Source organism: Micromonospora sp. NPDC049044 (assembly GCF_040649215.1).
Taxonomy (GTDB): domain Bacteria; phylum Actinomycetota; class Actinomycetes; order Mycobacteriales; family Micromonosporaceae; genus Micromonospora.
In genome coordinates, this window is record NZ_JBEZFA010000030.1 from 53,887 (window position 1) to 70,225 (window position 16,339).

At 71.0% G+C, this 16,339-nt stretch carries 14 protein-coding genes and 1 pseudogene; 8 read left to right on the top strand and 7 right to left on the bottom strand.

Going from position 1 to position 16,339, the window contains the following annotated elements:
* Positions 1-19 precede the first annotated feature (19 nt).
* From AB0B85_RS23430 to AB0B85_RS23445, 4 genes are read right to left on the bottom strand one after another with little or no spacing between them, the layout of a single operon-like run.
* Positions 20-892 (bottom strand): metal ABC transporter permease, encoded by an 873-nt coding sequence (locus AB0B85_RS23430; RefSeq protein WP_357410639.1) that lies wholly within the window; start codon positions 890-892, stop codon positions 20-22.
* 3 nt (positions 893-895) lie between these two features.
* Positions 896-1,657, bottom strand: a complete 762-nt coding sequence (locus AB0B85_RS23435) for a metal ABC transporter ATP-binding protein (RefSeq protein WP_357410641.1) — start codon at positions 1,655-1,657, stop codon at positions 896-898.
* Positions 1,654-2,595 carry a metal ABC transporter substrate-binding protein gene (locus tag AB0B85_RS23440; RefSeq protein WP_357410643.1) on the bottom strand — a complete coding sequence of 314 codons (942 nt, stop codon included), beginning with the start codon at positions 2,593-2,595 and terminating at the stop codon, positions 1,654-1,656. The genes AB0B85_RS23435 and AB0B85_RS23440 overlap by 4 nt, the downstream gene beginning before the upstream one ends.
* A 54-nt stretch (positions 2,596-2,649) precedes the next feature.
* Positions 2,650-2,907: a hypothetical protein gene (locus AB0B85_RS23445; protein ID WP_357410645.1), complete on the bottom strand. Its 258-nt coding sequence runs from the start codon at positions 2,905-2,907 to the stop codon at positions 2,650-2,652.
* Between the two features lie 29 nt (positions 2,908-2,936).
* On the opposite strand from AB0B85_RS23445, the gene AB0B85_RS23450 reads away from it, so the two are divergent.
* The 4 genes from AB0B85_RS23450 to dusB all read left to right on the top strand — a co-directional run bounded on the left by AB0B85_RS23450 (position 2,937) and on the right by dusB (position 6,512).
* Entirely contained in the window at positions 2,937-3,278 is a 342-nt protein-coding gene (locus AB0B85_RS23450) for an antibiotic biosynthesis monooxygenase (protein ID WP_357410647.1), read from the top strand.
* A gap of 24 nt (positions 3,279-3,302) precedes the next feature.
* Positions 3,303-3,782: a hypothetical protein gene (locus AB0B85_RS23455; RefSeq protein WP_357410649.1), complete on the top strand. Its 480-nt coding sequence runs from the start codon at positions 3,303-3,305 to the stop codon at positions 3,780-3,782.
* Positions 3,783-3,895: 113 nt separating this feature from the next.
* Positions 3,896-5,275 carry a glycine--tRNA ligase gene (locus AB0B85_RS23460; protein WP_357410652.1) on the top strand — a complete coding sequence of 460 codons (1,380 nt, stop codon included), beginning with the start codon at positions 3,896-3,898 and terminating at the stop codon, positions 5,273-5,275.
* 79 nt (positions 5,276-5,354) lie between these two features.
* Positions 5,355-6,512, top strand: a complete 1,158-nt coding sequence (dusB, locus tag AB0B85_RS23465) for a tRNA dihydrouridine synthase DusB (RefSeq protein WP_357410708.1) — start codon at positions 5,355-5,357, stop codon at positions 6,510-6,512.
* Between the two features lie 436 nt (positions 6,513-6,948).
* Here dusB and AB0B85_RS23470 read toward each other — a convergent pair whose 3' ends face one another.
* Both AB0B85_RS23470 and AB0B85_RS23475 read right to left on the bottom strand, forming a co-directional pair.
* Positions 6,949-7,854, bottom strand: coding sequence for a hypothetical protein (locus tag AB0B85_RS23470; RefSeq protein ID WP_357410654.1), 906 nt, complete (start codon positions 7,852-7,854; stop codon positions 6,949-6,951).
* Between the two features lie 318 nt (positions 7,855-8,172).
* Entirely contained in the window at positions 8,173-9,840 is a 1,668-nt protein-coding gene (locus AB0B85_RS23475; RefSeq protein ID WP_357410656.1) for a beta-N-acetylhexosaminidase, read from the bottom strand.
* A gap of 313 nt (positions 9,841-10,153) precedes the next feature.
* Here AB0B85_RS23475 and ppdK point away from each other — a divergent pair, with 313 nt between their 5' ends.
* The gene (ppdK, locus tag AB0B85_RS23480) at positions 10,154-12,862 is read left to right on the top strand and encodes a pyruvate, phosphate dikinase (protein ID WP_357410659.1); all 2,709 of its coding nucleotides are present in this window, start codon (positions 10,154-10,156) and stop codon (positions 12,860-12,862) included.
* A gap of 49 nt (positions 12,863-12,911) precedes the next feature.
* Here ppdK and AB0B85_RS23485 read toward each other — a convergent pair whose 3' ends face one another.
* Positions 12,912-13,415, bottom strand: a complete 504-nt coding sequence (locus AB0B85_RS23485) for a roadblock/LC7 domain-containing protein (protein WP_357410661.1) — start codon at positions 13,413-13,415, stop codon at positions 12,912-12,914.
* Positions 13,416-13,667: 252 nt separating this feature from the next.
* Here AB0B85_RS23485 and AB0B85_RS23490 point away from each other — a divergent pair, with 252 nt between their 5' ends.
* The 3 genes and pseudogenes from AB0B85_RS23490 to AB0B85_RS23500 form a co-directional block, all read left to right on the top strand.
* Entirely contained in the window at positions 13,668-14,021 is a 354-nt protein-coding gene (locus tag AB0B85_RS23490; RefSeq protein ID WP_357410663.1) for a VOC family protein, read from the top strand.
* 42 nt (positions 14,022-14,063) lie between these two features.
* The gene (locus AB0B85_RS23495; RefSeq protein ID WP_357410665.1) at positions 14,064-15,290 is read left to right on the top strand and encodes a deoxyguanosinetriphosphate triphosphohydrolase; all 1,227 of its coding nucleotides are present in this window, start codon (positions 14,064-14,066) and stop codon (positions 15,288-15,290) included.
* A gap of 122 nt (positions 15,291-15,412) precedes the next feature.
* Positions 15,413-16,339: pseudogene (locus tag AB0B85_RS23500) on the top strand (hypothetical protein); the annotation flags it as partial.

The following is a 16,339-nucleotide window of genomic DNA, read 5'->3' on the forward strand; positions in this document are numbered from 1 at the left end:
ACCACCGTCATCTCCCCGCTCAGGATCGACCCAGCACTACCTCGTGGGGTTCCGCCGTTGACGCTGCGACAGGCGTCGACCGCTGGCGCAGCTTCCGCCAGACCCCGCCGGCAACGGCGACCACCAGGAAGGAGGCGATCGCCACAAGCACCACCGAGGCGCCCGGCGCGGTGTCCGCGGTAGCCGCCACCCAGATGCCGGAGCCGGCGGCGAAGAGCCCGAGTGCCATCGCGGCCGTCATGGTGCTGCGGAAACCGCGGGTGATCTGTTGGGCGGTGGCGACCGGCACCACCATCAGCGCGCTGATCAGCAGCACCCCGACGGCCCGCATCGCGATGGTCACGGTGACCGCTGTGGAGACCGCGATCAGCAGGTTCAGCGTGCGGACCGGCAGGCCGGAGACCCGGGCGTACTCCTCGTCGTGGCTGACCGCGAAGAGCGCCGGGCGCAGCGCGATCATCGTGACCAGGATCGCCGCGCCGAGCACCGCGATGGTGATCACGTCGGCGCGGGAGGTGGTGATCAGTGACCCGAACAGGTAGGCGTTGAGGTTCGCGCTTGTCGCGTCGGAGAGCCCGACCAGCAGCACGCCGCCCGCGATGCCGCCGTAGAAGAGCAGGGCCAGGGCCAGGTCACCGGAGGTACGCCCACGGGCCCGGACCACCTCGATGGCGATCGCGCCAGCGGTGGCGACGAGCACCGCGACAAGCACCGGCGAGCGGTTGAGCAGCAGGCCGGCCCCGACGCCGGTAAGCGCGACGTGCCCGACCCCGTCGCCGATCAACGCCAGTCGGCGCTGCACCAGGTAGATGCCGAGCGCCGGCGCGGCCAGGCCGATCACCAGTGCGCCGATCAGGGCGTGCTGCATGTAGGAGTACTGGAAGAGTCCCATGGGTCAGTTGCTCCACAGCCCGGCGGGCTCGTCATAGCAGTGCGGGTGCACGTGGTCGTGGTCGGGCTCCGCGTGATGGCCGGCCGGGTCCGGCACCGCGCCGTCGTGCGCGATGCGACCCTCGTGGACGACCACCGCCCGGCTGATCACCGGTCGCAGTGGGCCCAGCTCGTGGGCGACGAGCAGCACCGTCCCGCCGTCGGCGACGAAGTCGCGCAGCGCGCTGGCGAATGCTTCCTGACTGGCCGCGTCCACCCCGGCGGTGGGTTCGTCGAGGACCAGCAGCTCCGGTTGACCGGCCAGGGCGCGGGCGATCAGGGTGCGCTGCTGCTGGCCACCGGAGAGCGTGGCCACCGGGTCGCCGGCCCGGTCGGCGAGCCCGACCGCCAGCAACGCGGCGTCGACGGCGGCGCGGTCGGCGCGACCCGGCGGGCGGAGCACCCCCCGGCGGGCCAGCCGACCGGAGGCCACCACCTCACGGACGGTGGCCGGTACGCCGCCGCCGGCGCCCAGGCGCTGCGGGACGTACCCGATGCGGGCCCACTGCCGGAACCGGCGCAACGGCCGGTCGAAGAGGGTTACCGAGCCGGCGCTGAGCGGCACCAGCCCGAGCACGGCGCGGATCAGGGTGGACTTGCCGGAGCCGTTGGCCCCGAGTATGGCGACCACCTCACCGGCGGTGACGGTGAGTGAGACGTCCCGGAGCACCGGGCGGCCGTCGTAGCCGACCACCCCGTGCTCGACGGCGATGACAGGTGTGCTCACGAGCAGCCCAGGGCCGTCTGCAGGGTCCGCAGGTTGGTACGCATCACCGAAAGGTAGTCCCCGTCGCTGCCGGCGGCGAGTCCTTCGATCGGGTCCAGAACGGCGGTCTTCGCGCCGACCTGACCGGCGATGGTTTCGGCGACCTTCGGGCTGACCAGGGTCTCGAAGAAGATCGTGGTGGCGTGGTGCTCCTTCGCCTCCTCGATCGTGTCCGCGAGTCGTTGCGGTGCGGGCTCGACGTCGGGGCTCAGCCCGGTGATGCCGACCTGGTCGAGCTGGTAACGGTCGGCGAGGTAGCCGAACGCGGCGTGGCTGGTCACGATCTCCCGCCGTTGGCAGGTCGCCAGGCCGTTCTTGAACTCGCCGTCCAGGGCCGTCAGGTCGGCGCGCAGCGCCTCCGCCCGCGCTGTGTAGTCGGCGGCGTGCGCCGCGTCGGCCTTGCCGAGCCGCTGGGCGAGCTGGTCGCCGATGCCGGCCAGCCGGGTCGGGTCGAGCCAGACGTGCGGGTCCTTGCCGCCGCTCTCGTCGGCGTGTCCCTCTTCGCCGTCGTGGTTGTGCCCACCGGCGGACGCGTCCAACAGCGGCTGCACGCTCGTCACGTCGAACGCCCGGTCGCCGCCGTTCTGGGCGACGGCGTCGTCCACCGCCGGCTGGAAACCCTTCAGGTAGACGATCAGCTCGGCCTCGCTGACCTGGCCGACCTGACTGGGGTTGAGTTCCAGGTCGTGCGGTTCAGCGCCGGGCTTGGCCAGGTTGGTCACCCGGACCGCGTCGCCGCCGATCCGCTCGGCCAGGAACTGGAGGGGGTAGAACGCGGCCACCACGTCGACCCGTTGGGGGTCGGCGCCGCCGGCGCTGCTGGCACAGCCGGCCCCGGCGGCGAGGGCGAGCACTGCGGTAGCGGCGGCCAGGACACGGATCGTGGTGCGGTGACTCATGTCGCCAACTGTCCGTGGCAACGATAATGATTGTCAACAACGCATGATTGCATGTCAGAGCAGCTTCGCGAGGCCCACCGTCACCAGCAGGGTGAGCATCACCAGCCGAATCAGCCGGGTCTGCGGCGCCTGAACCGCCCAGGTCGTCGCCAACAGGGCGATCAGGGCGGCGGCGAGCGCGAGCGTCAGCAGCCCACCGATCACCCCGGGCGTGAAGAACGCCACAAGCACCACCACCAGGGTGAGCAGGAACACCGACGTCGGGTTGGCCCCGGCCAACCGGGCCAACAGAGGGCGCTGCGTACGCTGCATCCCACAGACTCTACGAGGAGGCACCCCCGTTGCTGGTGACCAACCGGTTCGTGGTCGACGTCGATGTCGCCGACGACTTCACCGAACGGGCGCACGCCGCCCTCACCGCACTGGCCGCCTGCCCCGGCTACCTACGCGGTCAACTGGTCCGGGCGCTCGACGACCCCCGGTACTGGTCACTCGTCACCGAATGGGAGTCGGTCGGCACCTACCGTCGGGCACTCGGAGCCTTCGAGGTCAAGGTCAGCGCCGTGCCGCTGCTCGCCGAGTCGGTCGACGAACCCTCCGCCTACGAGGCGCTGGCCACCGCCGCCCCCGGCGGGGCCGTGGTCATCGCCGAGAGTGATCGGGCTGCGGGTCCTTACCGCTGAGCCGCCGGACACTACGCTGCTCCTATGACCGCACCCGCCCCGCCACCCGGTCCCGGCGTGGCTCCGCCGTTCGCCGCGCCCCCCACCGAGGGCCGCCGGACCCGGCTCTGGATCGGCCTCGGCATCGGCGCGCTCGCCGTGGTGCTCTGCTGTGGCGGGGGCGGCAGCGCCGTCATCGGCCTGGCCGTCACCGGCGTGCAGGCCATCGGGGAACAGGCCCGCACCGTGACCGGCGACTACTACCAGGCGCTTGTCGAGCGGGACTACGGGCGGGCGTACGAGCAGCTCTGCGACGACGCGCAGCGGCGCGAGTCCCGGCCCGAGTTCGAACGGCGAGCCGCCGCCGAGCCGCAGGTCACCGGGTTCCGGCTCGGTGAGGTCGACACCATCAACCTGACAGTGCCGGTGGACGTGACGCTCTCCGGTGGCGATCGGGAACAGCAGCAGGTGAGCCTGGGTCGGGACGGTCAGACCGGCGGCGTGGAGGTCTGCGGGGTCAACTGACCCGCCCCCGGTATTCTGCTGGGCTCAGGGCCGCGGTGGTCGTACCGTGGTCCCGAACCGACCGATCCATCCACATCTGCCCCCGCCGACCGCCAGCCGGCGTAGGAGGAAACATGCCAGCCGACCGTATCGACGCCGTCGTCAGCCTCGCCAAGCGTCGAGGCTTCGTCTTCCCCTCCAGCGAGATCTACGGGGGCACCCGATCGGCGTGGGACTACGGTCCGCTCGGCGTGGAGCTCAAGGAGAACGTCCGCCGGCAGTGGTGGAAGACCATGGTCCAGCAGCGTGACGACGTCGTCGGCCTCGACTCCGCGGTGATCCTGGCCCGCAAGGTGTGGGAGGCGTCCGGCCACATCGCCGAGTTCGTCGACCCGCTCACCGAGTGCCAGTTCTGCCACAAGCGGTTCCGGGCCGACCACCTGGAGGAGGCGTACGCCGAGAAGCACGGCAAGCCGCTCACCTCCCTCGCCGAGCTGAACTGCCCCAACTGCGGCAACAAGGGCACCTTCACCGAGCCGAAGATGTTCAACGGCCTGATGAAGACCTACCTGGGCCCGGTGGAGAGCGACGAGGGGCTGCACTACCTGCGCCCGGAGACCGCGCAGGGCATCTTCGTCAACTACAAGAACGTGGAGACTGTCGCCCGCAAGAAGCCGCCGTTCGGCATCGCGCAGACTGGCAAGTCGTTCCGCAACGAGATCACCCCGGGCAACTTCATCTTCCGGACCCGCGAGTTCGAGCAGATGGAGATGGAGTTCTTCGTCGAGCCGGGCACCGACGAGCAGTGGCACGAGTACTGGCTCCAGGAGCGTTGGAACTGGTACCTCGATCTCGGCCTGTCGGCGGACAACCTGCGCCTGTACGAGCACCCCAAGGAGAAGCTGTCGCACTACTCGAAGCGGACCGTCGACATCGAGTACCGCTTCCAGTTCGGCGGCACCGAGTTCGCCGAGCTGGAGGGTGTGGCCAACCGCACCGACTTCGACCTCTCCACGCACAGCAAGCACTCCGGCGTCGACCTGTCGTACTTCGACCAGACCAAGAGTGAGCGCTGGATGCCGTACGTCATCGAGCCGGCCGCCGGTCTGACCCGCGCGGTGCTCGCCTTCCTGCTGGAGGCGTACGACGAGGACGAGGCGCCGAACACCAAGGGCGGCGTGGACAAGCGCACCGTCATGCGGTTCGACCCGCGGCTCGCCCCGGTCAAGGTGGCGGTGCTGCCGCTGTCCCGCAACGAGGCGCTGTCGCCCAAGGCGAAGGACCTCGCCACGCTGCTGCGTAAGCGTTGGGTGGTGGAGTTCGACGACTCGCAGGCGATCGGCCGCCGCTACCGCCGGCAGGACGAGATCGGCACCCCGTTCTGCGTGACAGTCGACTTCGACACCCTGGACGACAACGCCGTGACGGTCCGCAACAGGGACACCATGGCCCAGGAGCGGGTCTCCCTGGACCAGGTCGAGCGCTACCTGATCGAGCGCCTCCCCGGCTGCTGAGACGCTGCGCACGGGGCCTCGGCCGACGCGATGAGCGCCGGTCGGGGCCCCGTACACTTGTGCGGTGACTGCCTCGACCATGCCCGTGCTGCGGCCGTTGACTCTCGGGCCGTACCAGGTGTGGCCGCCGGTGGTGCTCGCGCCGATGGCCGGCATCACGAACGTCGGTTTCCGGCGGCTCTGCCGTGAACAGGGCGGCGGGATCTACGTCTGCGAGATGATCACCACCCGGGCACTTATCGAGCGGAACCCGAAGACGCTGCGCATGATCGCCTTCGGTGACGACGAGAAGCCGCGCAGCCTCCAGCTCTACGGCACCGACCCGGAGATCACCGCCGCCGCCGTGCGGATCGTCGTCGAGCGCAACCTGGCCGATCACATCGACCTCAACTTCGGCTGCCCGGTCCCCAAGGTCACCAGGCGTGGCGGCGGCGCGGCGCTGCCGTGGCGGCGCCGGCTCTTCGCCCGACTGGTGCGGGCCGCGGTGGACGCCGCCGCACCATCCGGGGTGCCGGTCACTGTCAAGATGCGCAAGGGCATCGACGACGACCACCTGACGTACGTCGAAGCCGGGCTCGCCGCCCAGGAGGCCGGCGTGGCAGCGGTGGCCCTGCACGGGCGCACGGCCTCGCAGCGTTACTCGGGCACCGCCGACTGGGACGCGATCGCCACCCTGAAGCAGGCCCTCGACGTGCCGGTGCTCGGCAACGGTGACATCTGGGAGGCCGACGACGCGCTGCGGATGATCGCGCACACCGGCGTGGACGGCGTGGTCGTCGGTCGCGGCTGCCTGGGCCGCCCCTGGCTCTTCGCCGACCTGGAGGCCGCCTTCAACGGTCGGCCGGAGCGGCGGATGCCGACCCTGGGCGAGGTGGCGGTGACCATGCGGCGGCACGCCGAGCTGCTCGTCGACCAGTTCGTGGCGGGTGCCCGCAATCCGGCCCGGGGCGAACGGGACGGCTGTACCGACTTCCGCAAGCACGTCGCGTGGTACCTGAAGGGTTTCCCGGTCGGCGGCGAACTGCGCCGCTCGCTGGCGATGATCGAGAGCCTGGCCCAGCTCGACGACCTGCTCGGCAAGCTCGACCCGACCGAACCGTTCCCGGTGACCGCGCTGGGCCAGCCGCGCGGGCGCACCAACTCGCCGGGCAAGGTCGCCCTGCCGGACGGCTGGTTGGCCAGCCGGGACGACGACACAGTCCCCGAGGGCGCCGAGATGGACGACTCCGGCGGCTGACGCCGGACCGCGCCTGCCACGCTGCGCGCGGCCTCGCCCCCCGCTGCGGCTGTGCTCCGGTCCCCGCCGTGGCCCGCCCCGGCCGGCGTGGCGCGAGCGGTCGGGCTCTCTGGTTGGCGCGCTTTGGAGCTGATGCTGTAAACGAATCATCTCCTCGTGGCGGCGCTCGTGGCCGTGCCGTCGTGGAGGTCGGGCTCTCTGGTTCGCGTCCTTTGGAGCTGATGTCGTGGACGGATCACCGCCAGTCGGCGGTGTCACCGCGGTCTCACGGTGCCTCGTAGGGTGCCGCGGCGGTCTCACGGTGGCCGCGTAGGGTGCCGCGGCGGTGCTCGCAACAGCATCGGCCGTGGGGTGAATGCTTGCGGCAGTCGGACGTCCGGATCGGACGACCGTCGCCCCGGAACGCGCCCCTTCCTGAACCCCGTTTGTCGTCACGTCAGCCGAGGCCGACTCGGTGCAACGCGAGCGCCACGAACCCGCGCACGGACCGGTCCCAGCCGGGTACGGCGGCGTCGAAGTCCGAGTAACGGGCGTCGGTGAGGACGTCGAGGGCCAGGTCGGGCAGCAGGTCGCCGAGCCGGTACGTCAGCCCGACCGCCGCCGTGACCCGGACGACAGCGGTATTCGCGGACAACAGCTCGCGGAGGCGTGCGTCGATCCGCTCCGACCCGCCCCGACAGTGGCCGAGGGCCAGATTGGCGCTGGCGCGGACGGCGGCGCGGGCGTCATCGTCCGGGATCGCGATGAGCCCGGCCAACGCGGCCTCGTCGAGGGCGAACCAGGCGAGTAGTTCTGCGGCGTATCCGGCCACCTGCCGGTCTGGATCGGTGAGCCAGCGGACGTACCTGTCGGTGTATCGGGCTCCGGCATGGAAGGCGTCGGCCTCCCAGCGGACCACCACGCTGTCGGCCAGCTCCGCGGCCTCCTCGTGGTCGAACAGGTCTTCGGTCTCCAGATGCCGTTCCACGAGCGCCGCCTGCTCGTCGGTGACCCCCTCGGCGGCGGTGAAGGCCCGCTGCGGATCGAAGGGCAGCTCGTCGTCGCGCCGGTCGCCGAGCACCACCGAACGGAGCAGGTCGACCACCGCCGCCCTCTCCGGCGTGTCCTGGTCGTCGGCGAGCGCCACCAGAAACGGCACCACCTGACAGCTCGCCCCCCACCGCGAGCCCTGGTGGTAGACGTTGCCGAACAGCTCGGACAACGCACCACGTCGGACCGGCACCTCCGCCGAGCGCAGTGCCCGCAACTGGTCCGGTACGTCGACGGCCGGCCCGTACGCGTGGTGCAGGGACTCCCACGGGACATCGTCGAGCCCGGTCAGCGGGTCGGTCCGTTGATCCATCCGGCGGTTCTACCACGCGAGCCGGACCGGGAAGGCCCCCTGTGGTGCGGGTGTGCGTGGCGTCGGATCGTGCGACGGCGCTCCACTGATTCGTCTGCGGCATCAGCTCCAAAGGACGTGCGCGCAGAGGTAGGCGGCCCGGGGCGGCGGCGATCGGGACGTGCCGAAGCGCCTGCCCCGAACGGGCCCGGGCCCGTTCGGGGGCAGTCTGGTGCCCGACCTCGCTGGCGGATTTGGCCCCGGCCGAGCGCTCAGTGCCGTCCCGGCGGGCTTCGCGTGCCGGACCCGACCGCGCTCACGGGCGCACCGAGGCTGAGGTCAGGGCGTCGCGGGGCGCTGGCCGGGGATGGTCGGTGCAACCGGCCAGGGAATCTCGGGCGCGCGGTGGAAGGCGATCCCGGCGGTGGCCCAGCGTGGGCCGTGTCCGGCCAGCCGGTCGCGGAACCCGGACCAGTCGTGGGTCGCGCGTGGTGACCAGCCGAGTTCGGCGATGGCGGGCAGGCGGGGCAGCAGCATGAACTCGATCTCGGCGAGCGAGGTGACCGTCTCGGTCCAGAGGGGGGCCTCCACGCCGAGTACGGCGGTGTCGGGAACGTCGGCGACGTGGGCGCCGGGATCCCAGTCGTACGCGGTGCGCACGTCGACAAGCCCCGCCCAGTCGAGCCCGATCGGGGTGTCCGGCGCGTACTTCATGTCCAGGTAGGCGCGGTTGCCGGGGGAGACGATCAGCCGCGCGCCACGACGTACCGCGTCGGCCGTCACCTGGTCCGCACCATCGCCCGTGCCCCACCACTGCAGGACCCGCCCGTCGACGTGGCCGGCGGGCGCGAGCTGGTGCCATCCGACGACGGTCTTGCCGAGGTCGGCGACGATGCGCTGCACCCGCTCGACGAAACCGGTGTAGACCTCGCCCTTGACCTTGAACGCCTCGTCGCCGCCGATGTGCAGCCATGGCCCGGGAGTGAGCGCGGCGACCTCACGCAGCACGTCGCTCACGAAGTCGTACGTCCGCTCGTCGGTCGGGTCGACGTAGCTGAAACCGACCTCGGTGCCGGTGTACGGCGGCGGCGCGACCTTGTCGGGGGCCAGCTCCGGGTACGCGACGAGCGCCGCGTTCGTGTGCCCGGGCAGATCGATCTCCGGTACGACCGTGACGTGCCGGTCGGCCGCGTAGGAGACGATCCGGCGGTAGTCGGCCTTCGTGTAGTGCCCGCCCGGGCCGCCGCCGACCTCGGTGGCCCCGCCGACGGCGCTCAGTGCCGGCCAGGAGTCCACGGCGATCCGCCAGCCCTGGTCGTCGGTGAGGTGCAGATGCAGGTGGTTGATCTTGTAGCGGGCCAGGTGGTCGACGACGCGCAGCACGTCCTCGACGGCGAAGAAGTGTCGTGCCACGTCGAGCATCACGCCCCGGTACGGGAACCGGGGCGCGTCGGTGATGGTCCCGCCGGGCAGCGTCCACCGTTCGGTGACCGGGACCGGGCTCTCGATCGCCGGCGGCAGCAGTTGGCGCAGTGTCTGCACGCCGTGGAAGAGCCCGGTGGCGGTGCCGGCGGTGACGCGTACCCCGGTGGTGGTGATGTCGAGCCGGTAGCCCTCCGGGCCGAGGTCGGCGGCGGTCTGGTCCAGCACCAGCGCGATGCCGTCGGCCGGGGCCGGCGCGGCGGCGTCGGTGACCGGCAGCGGGTAGCCGGTGGCCGGGCGCAGCAGTTCGGCGAGCTGTTCGGCGACAGCCAGCGCGGCCGGGTCGGCGCTGGCCACGATTACCGCTTCGGCGCGCAGTGTCCAGTCTCCGGTCGGGTCCGGCTGGACCTGCCGGGGAGCTGGCACCACGTCGGCCAACCGGTGCGGGGCCGGTGGGGCGAGCGCCTCGCGCGCGGCCCGCTCGGCCGCGCGGGCCAGCGTGGCCGCGTCGGGTGCCACCGCCGGCAACGACACCGGGCTGGCGGCGGGGGTGGCGGCGGGGCCGGGGAAGGGGGCGGTCGACACGGCGGCGACTCCGGGGGTGTATTCGCGTCGGTTATGGCAAAAGTGAGGTTCACCGGTTGGCGTGCCATCCAGCGTACGACGCTCGGTGGCGATGCGTGTTGGTGCGCATGGAAGCGTTCCCAGAAAACGGTACGAACACGGATAGTCGTGATGGCTGTGCCAATTGTCACCGAACGGTCCCAGCTCACCTGATGGTCGTTTAGCCTTCGCCCACCGATCGGCGTCGACTCCGGGATTACCGGTGGTCCGTCCCGGGGTAGGAAAAAACTGAACCTTCGTTAAGTGTCCATCCGGCGCGTGTGTGGAGGCTTTGGTGGCAGCGCAAGAACCCGTCGATCACAAGTACGTCTACGACTTCTCCGAAGGCAACAAGGATCTCAAGGACCTCCTCGGCGGCAAGGGCGCGAACCTCGCCGAGATGACCAATCTCGGCCTGCCCGTTCCCCCCGGCTTCACCATCACCACCGAGGCCTGCCAGGCGTACCTCGCCACGGGACGGGAGCCGGACGGACTCGCCGGGCAGATCGAGGCGCACCTGGAGTCCTTGGAGCGCGCGATGGGCAAACGCCTCGGCGACCCGCAGGACCCCCTGCTGGTGTCCGTCCGCTCCGGCGCGAAGTTCTCCATGCCCGGCATGATGGAGACAGTCCTCAACGTGGGCCTCAACGACCAGAGCGTGGTCGGCCTCTCCGCGCAGGCCGGAGGCAACGACAGGTTCGCCTGGGACTCCTACCGGCGGCTCATCCAGATGTTCGGCAAGACCGTCTGCGAGGTACCCGGCGAGGAGTTCGAGCACGCCCTCGACGAGGCCAAACACGCCAAGGGCACCGCCAACGACCTGGATCTGGACGCCGACGACCTGCGCGGGCTCGTCGACGCGTACAAGAAGATCTTCGTGAAGCACACCGGTCGGGAGTTCCCGCAGCAGCCGCGTGAACAGCTCGACCTCGCCATCCGGGCGGTCTTCGAGTCGTGGAACGCCGAGCGCGCGGTGCTCTACCGCCGCCAGGAGCGCATCCCGGCCGACCTCGGCACCGCTGTCAACGTGGTGACGATGGTCTTCGGCAACCTCGGCCCGGACTCCGGCACCGGCGTCGCGTTCACCCGTGACCCGGGCAGCGGTGCGCAGGGCATCTACGGCGACTACCTGGCCAACGCGCAGGGCGAGGACGTCGTCGCCGGCATCCGCAACACGGTGCCCCTGCAGGAGCTGGAGCAGCTCGACAAGTCCTCCTACGACGAGTTGCTCGGCATCATGGCCCGGCTGGAGGAACACTACAAGGACCTCTGCGACATCGAGTTCACCATCGAGCGCGGCAAGCTGTGGATGTTGCAGACCCGGGTCGGCAAGCGCACCGCAGCCGCCGCGTTCGTCATCGCCGGGCAACTCGTCGACGAGGGCCTGATCGACCTGGACGAGGCGTTGCACCGGGTGAACGGCGCGCAGCTCGCACAGCTGATGTTCCCCCGCTTCCAGCTCGATCATGAGTTCGAGGCGGTCGCCACGGGCATCGGCGCCTCTCCCGGCGCGGCGTCCGGCACCGTGGTCTTCACCTCCGCGCGGGCCGTCGAGCTGGCCGCCGAGGGAAAGTCGGTGATCCTGGTCCGCCGGGAGACCAACCCCGACGACCTGAACGGCATGATCGCCGCGAAGGGCATCCTCACCTCGCGGGGCGGCAAGACCAGCCACGCCGCGGTGGTCGCCCGGGGCATGGGCAAGACCTGCGTCTCCGGTGCCGACGCGATCGAGGTGAACGTTCCGGCGAAGCGGTTCACAGTGGCCGGGCAGACCGTCAACGAGGGCGACGTCGTGTCCATCGACGGCACCACGGGCAAGGTGTACCTGGGTGAGGTCCCGGTCATGCCGTCGGAGGTGGTGCAGTACTTCGAGGGCAGCCTCGACCCCGAGCACATCGACAACGCGCTGGTCCGGGCCGTACACCGGATCATGACGCACGCCGACGGGAAGCGGCGGCTGGCGGTCCGCACGAACGCCGACACCGGCGCGGACGCGGCCCGGGCCCGGCGCTTCGGCGCGGAGGGCATCGGGCTGTGTCGCACCGAGCACATGTTCCTCGGCGACCGGCGGGAGCTGGTCGAGCGCCTGATCCTGGCCCGCGCCGAGGGGGAGCGGGACGAGGCGCTGGCCGCGCTGCTGCCGTTGCAACGGGCCGACTTCGAGGAGATCTTCCGCGAGATGGACGGCCTGCCGGTCACCGTCCGGCTGATCGACCCGCCGCTGCACGAGTTCCTGCCGCCGCTTGAGCAGCTCGCGGTGAACGTCGCGGTCGCCCAGGAGCGCGGCGAGGACGTCGCCAAGGAGGAGGCGTTGCTCGCCGCGGTGCGGCGGATGCACGAGGAGAACCCGATGCTCGGGCTGCGCGGCGTCCGCCTCGGCCTGGTCATCCCGGGCCTGTTCGCGATGCAGGTCCGGGCCATCGCCGAGGCGGCGGTCGCGGTCACCCGCGCGGGCGGCACCGCCCGCCCGGAGATCATGGTGCCGCTTGTCGGTGCCGTGCAGGAGCTGGAGACGGTTCGCGCCGAGGCCGAGAAGATCATCGCCGAGGTGGTCGGGGACAGCGGCGTCGAGGTGCTGATCGGCACGATGATCGAGGTGCCCCGCGCCGCGCTGACCGCCGGCCAGATCGCCGAGGCGGCGCAGTTCTTCTCCTTTGGCACCAACGACCTGACCCAGATGGCCTGGGGTTTCTCCCGGGACGACGTCGAGGGAGCGTTCTTCTGGCGCTACCTGGAGCTGGGCATCTTCGGCATCTCGCCGTTCGAGTCGATCGACCGGGACGGCGTCGGCCGGCTGGTGCGGATCGCCGCCGAGGAGGGCCGGGGCGCCCGCCCCGGGTTGAAGCTCGGGATCTGCGGCGAGCACGGTGGCGACCCGGACTCGGTGCACTTCTTCCACGAGGTCGGCCTGGACTACGTGTCCTGCTCGCCGTTCCGGGTGCCGGTGGCCCGGCTGGAGGCCGGCCGGGCGGCGGTGCAGACCCAGGGTTCGGACAGCCGCTGACGGGGGCCGGCGGCGGACCGGGCGACCCGGCCGCCGCCGGCACCGACGATCAGATCGGTGGGCGCCGCCAGGTCGGTCGCGTCGCGCGGCGCAACTGGGTGGGCAGGGTCGCCATCGGGGTACGCACGGCGAGCGGCGCGTGCCCGTCCGGAACCGCGGAGGCACCGCCGCCACCGGTGGTGCGCGTGTCCACCACCGAGCCGGTCCGCCGCGCCACCGCCCGCGCCTCCTCGTGCAGGGGCTCCAGATCCTCCACCGCCGACGCGGTGACCAGGGTCAGCAGGGCGGTGCGCCCGGCCGGGTAGGTCACCACGCAGCCGGCAGTGGTGCAGACGACCGACTCCCGGAACTCGCCCCGCCGGACGGTGTCGGCCACCCGGTGGCCGAGCCCGAAACTGGCGGCGGCCAGCGCGGCGAGGTGGGTGGCGTCGGTGCTGGGCAGGTCGCTGGAGATGAGCAACCCGTCGGTGCCGGCCAGCACCGTCCCGGCGACCTCCGGTCGGCGTCGACGCAGTCCGCGTAGCTCCGTACCCAGGACGGTGTCTGCGTCCACGAGCTGCTCCCTTACCGGTCGGGATCTGCGTGTCGGTCGGCTCGTCACGTTCCGCGCTGGGAACGCTACCGGTGGCCACCGCCGCCCGCGAGCCCGTAACCCAGGGCGATCGGTTCACAACTCCAGGCCGATCGGCGGTTGTGGACGATTCGCCGACGCGTCGGGGGCACGTCGACAGGCCGTGACGGGCGTAGCCTTGGCTCGCTCGCAAACGGCTGATTGTGTAGGCCGTCGAACGGGAAAGGTGACTGAATGACAAGCGTCTGGGAGAGCCTCACCGTCGATGCCCGTGATCCGGCACGGCTGGCCCGCTGGTGGGCCGAGGCGCTCGGCTATCAGATCGTCACCGAGAAGCCGGGCGGCGTGGAGATCCGCCAGTCCGCGGATCGGTCTCCCGCCCTGTTCTTCGGTCCGGTGACCGAGGGCAAGGAACGCAAGAACCGGCTGCACCTCGACCTGCGGCCCGCCGACCGGGAGGCCGAGGTCGAGCGGCTCGTCGACATGGGCGCCCGGCACGTCGACATCGGCCAGGGCGACGTCGACTGGACGGTGCTCGCCGACCCGGAGGGCAACGAGTTCTGCGTCCTGCGTGAGCGCGAGGAGTGAGCCGGTTTTGCGAGCCCCGCAGTCGCGAACAGCGGCGGCTGCGTGAAGAGTGAGCCGGATGCGCGGCTGGTTGAGGAGGCGCCCAAGGACACCGGGCACCGCCGCTCACCGTACGAGCGCGACCGTGCCCGGGTGCTGCACTCGGCGGCGTTCCGGCGGCTGGCCACCAAGACCCAGGTGCACACCGCCGGGACTGACGACTTCCTGCGTACCCGGCTGACGCACTCGCTCGAGGTGGCGCAGATCGCCCGGGAGATGGGTGCCCGGTTGGGCTGCGACCCGGACGTGGTCGACGTCGCCGGGCTCGCTCACGACCTGGGGCATCCGCCGTTCGGGCACAATGGCGAGTCCGCGCTGGACCTGTTGGCCACGCCCTGCGGTGGCTTCGAGGGCAACGCGCAGACATTGCGGGTGCTGACCCGGCTGGAGGCGAAGGTGCTCGCCCCGGACGGCTCGCCGGCGGGCCTCAACCTGACCCGCGCGTCGCTCGACGCGATCGGCAAGTACCCGTGGCCGCGCCGCCCCGGGCAGTGCAAGTTCGGGGTGTACGCGGACGACGCGCCGGTCTTCGGTTGGATCCGGGCCGGGGCGCCCGGCGACCGGCGCTGTCTGGAGGCGCAGGTGATGGACTGGGCCGACGACGTCGCGTACTCGGTGCACGATGTGGAGGACGGCATCCACGGCGGGTACGTCACGTTGGGCCCGCTGCTCGCGGACGCCGACGAGCGGGCGGCGCTCTGCGCCGACGTGGCCGCCGCCTACTCCGGTGAGTCCGCGGCCGACCTGGCCGAGGTGCTTGTGGACCTGCTCGCCGACCCGCTGCTCGCGCCGCTCGCCGACTACGACGGCAGCCACCGCGCCCAGGTCGCGTTGAAGGCGACCACAAGCGGGCTGACCGGCCGGTTCGTGGCGGCGGCGGTGGCCGCGACGGAGGAGCGCTCCGGTCCCGGCCCGCACCGCCGCTACGACGCCGACCTGGTGGTGCCGAGGCTGGTCCGAGCCCAGTGCGCGCTGCTCAAGGGCATCGCCCTGCGGTACGTGATGCGGCGGTCGGGTTTCCGGGGCCGCTACGAACGGCAGCGGACGATGCTTGCCGAGTTGGTGGCCGCGCTGCTCCGGCGCGCGCCGGACGGGCTCGATCCGATCTTCGCCCCGCTGTGGCGGGCGGCCCCGGACGACACCGCCCGACTGCGGGTGGTGATCGACCAGGTCGCCTCGCTCACCGACCCGGCGGCGGTGACCTGGCACACCAGGCTCGTCAGGCGCTGATCGGTCGACCTGCTGGCCGGGGTTGTGCGGGAGCGGTACGGACAGCTTGACAACAGCGCCGAGACAACGACCGACATCATGCTCTTCCCCAGTGCGAACAATCGACGATCTGGGGGATCTGCATGAAACGAACAATTCTCGGCGGACTGTGTGCCGTGCTGGCGCTGGCCGTCGGCGTCGCTCCTGCCGCCCAATCCGCCGCGGCGGCCTCGCCCGCGCCGGCCGTTGGCGACGAGTTCCCGGCCGCGTCGATGACTGCGGCGTACGCGACGGCTCCCTGCTCCACGAGCGGACCGAGCAGCGCGGACGCCTCGCTGGCCACCAGCCTCAACAGCCGGCTCAGCGGCACTATGGACGGCTACATGACCGCCTACCGGGTGTCCTGTGCCCGCAAGGTGGTGCAGGCGGTACAGGCGCGGGGGTTGGCCGAGCGCGCCGCGGTCATCGCCGTCACCACCACCATCGTCGAGTCGACCATCCAGAACGTGGCGGAAAAGGTCGACCACACCAGTCTCGGCCTGTTCCAGCAGCAGGACTCCTGGGGGTCCGAGTCGCAGCGGCTGGACCCGACGTGGGCGACCAATGCCTTCCTGAACAAGATGATCAGCCTTTATCCGAACAACTCCTGGGCGAGCGAGCCGATCGGCGAGGTCTGCCAGCGGGTGCAGGTCTCGGCCTATCCGGACAGGTACCAGGGGCAGGCCTCGGACGGGCAGATCATCGTCGACGCGCTCTGGACCCCGCCCGCCGTGTCGGTGTACGGGGTGCTGGCCGATGGCAGGTTGACGTACTCGGAGATCGAGTCGGGTACGGGCCGCCGGTTGAAGACGGTGCTGTCGGAGGAGCCTCTGGGTTTCACGCCGAAAGCGTTGGCGACGTTGAATTACAACACGCTGTTGGTGACGTCGACCGCTGGTGATCTGCACCGGGTCAACATCATTACGAACAAGACGGGTGTGGCGTTCGAGAAGCCGTCGAGGATCAAGGTTGGTGGGTGGACGCACACCCAGCTCAGCTACGACGGGCACGGCAGTCTGTACGGCATCAAT

Excerpts from the sequence above, each read along its gene's own strand:
- AB0B85_RS23430 (WP_357410639.1), bottom strand. The coding sequence starts at position 892 with ATGGGACTCTTCCAGTACTCCTACATGCAGCACGCCCTGATCGGCGCA.
- AB0B85_RS23440 (WP_357410643.1), bottom strand. The coding sequence starts at position 2,595 with ATGAGTCACCGCACCACGATCCGTGTCCTGGCCGCCGCTACCGCAGTG.
- AB0B85_RS23445 (WP_357410645.1), bottom strand. The coding sequence starts at position 2,907 with ATGCAGCGTACGCAGCGCCCTCTGTTGGCCCGGTTGGCCGGGGCCAAC.
- AB0B85_RS23455 (WP_357410649.1), top strand. The coding sequence starts at position 3,303 with ATGACCGCACCCGCCCCGCCACCCGGTCCCGGCGTGGCTCCGCCGTTC.
- AB0B85_RS23460 (WP_357410652.1), top strand. The coding sequence starts at position 3,896 with ATGCCAGCCGACCGTATCGACGCCGTCGTCAGCCTCGCCAAGCGTCGA.
- dusB (WP_357410708.1), top strand. The coding sequence starts at position 5,355 with ATGCCCGTGCTGCGGCCGTTGACTCTCGGGCCGTACCAGGTGTGGCCG.
- AB0B85_RS23470 (WP_357410654.1), bottom strand. The coding sequence starts at position 7,854 with ATGGATCAACGGACCGACCCGCTGACCGGGCTCGACGATGTCCCGTGG.
- AB0B85_RS23490 (WP_357410663.1), top strand. The coding sequence starts at position 13,668 with ATGACAAGCGTCTGGGAGAGCCTCACCGTCGATGCCCGTGATCCGGCA.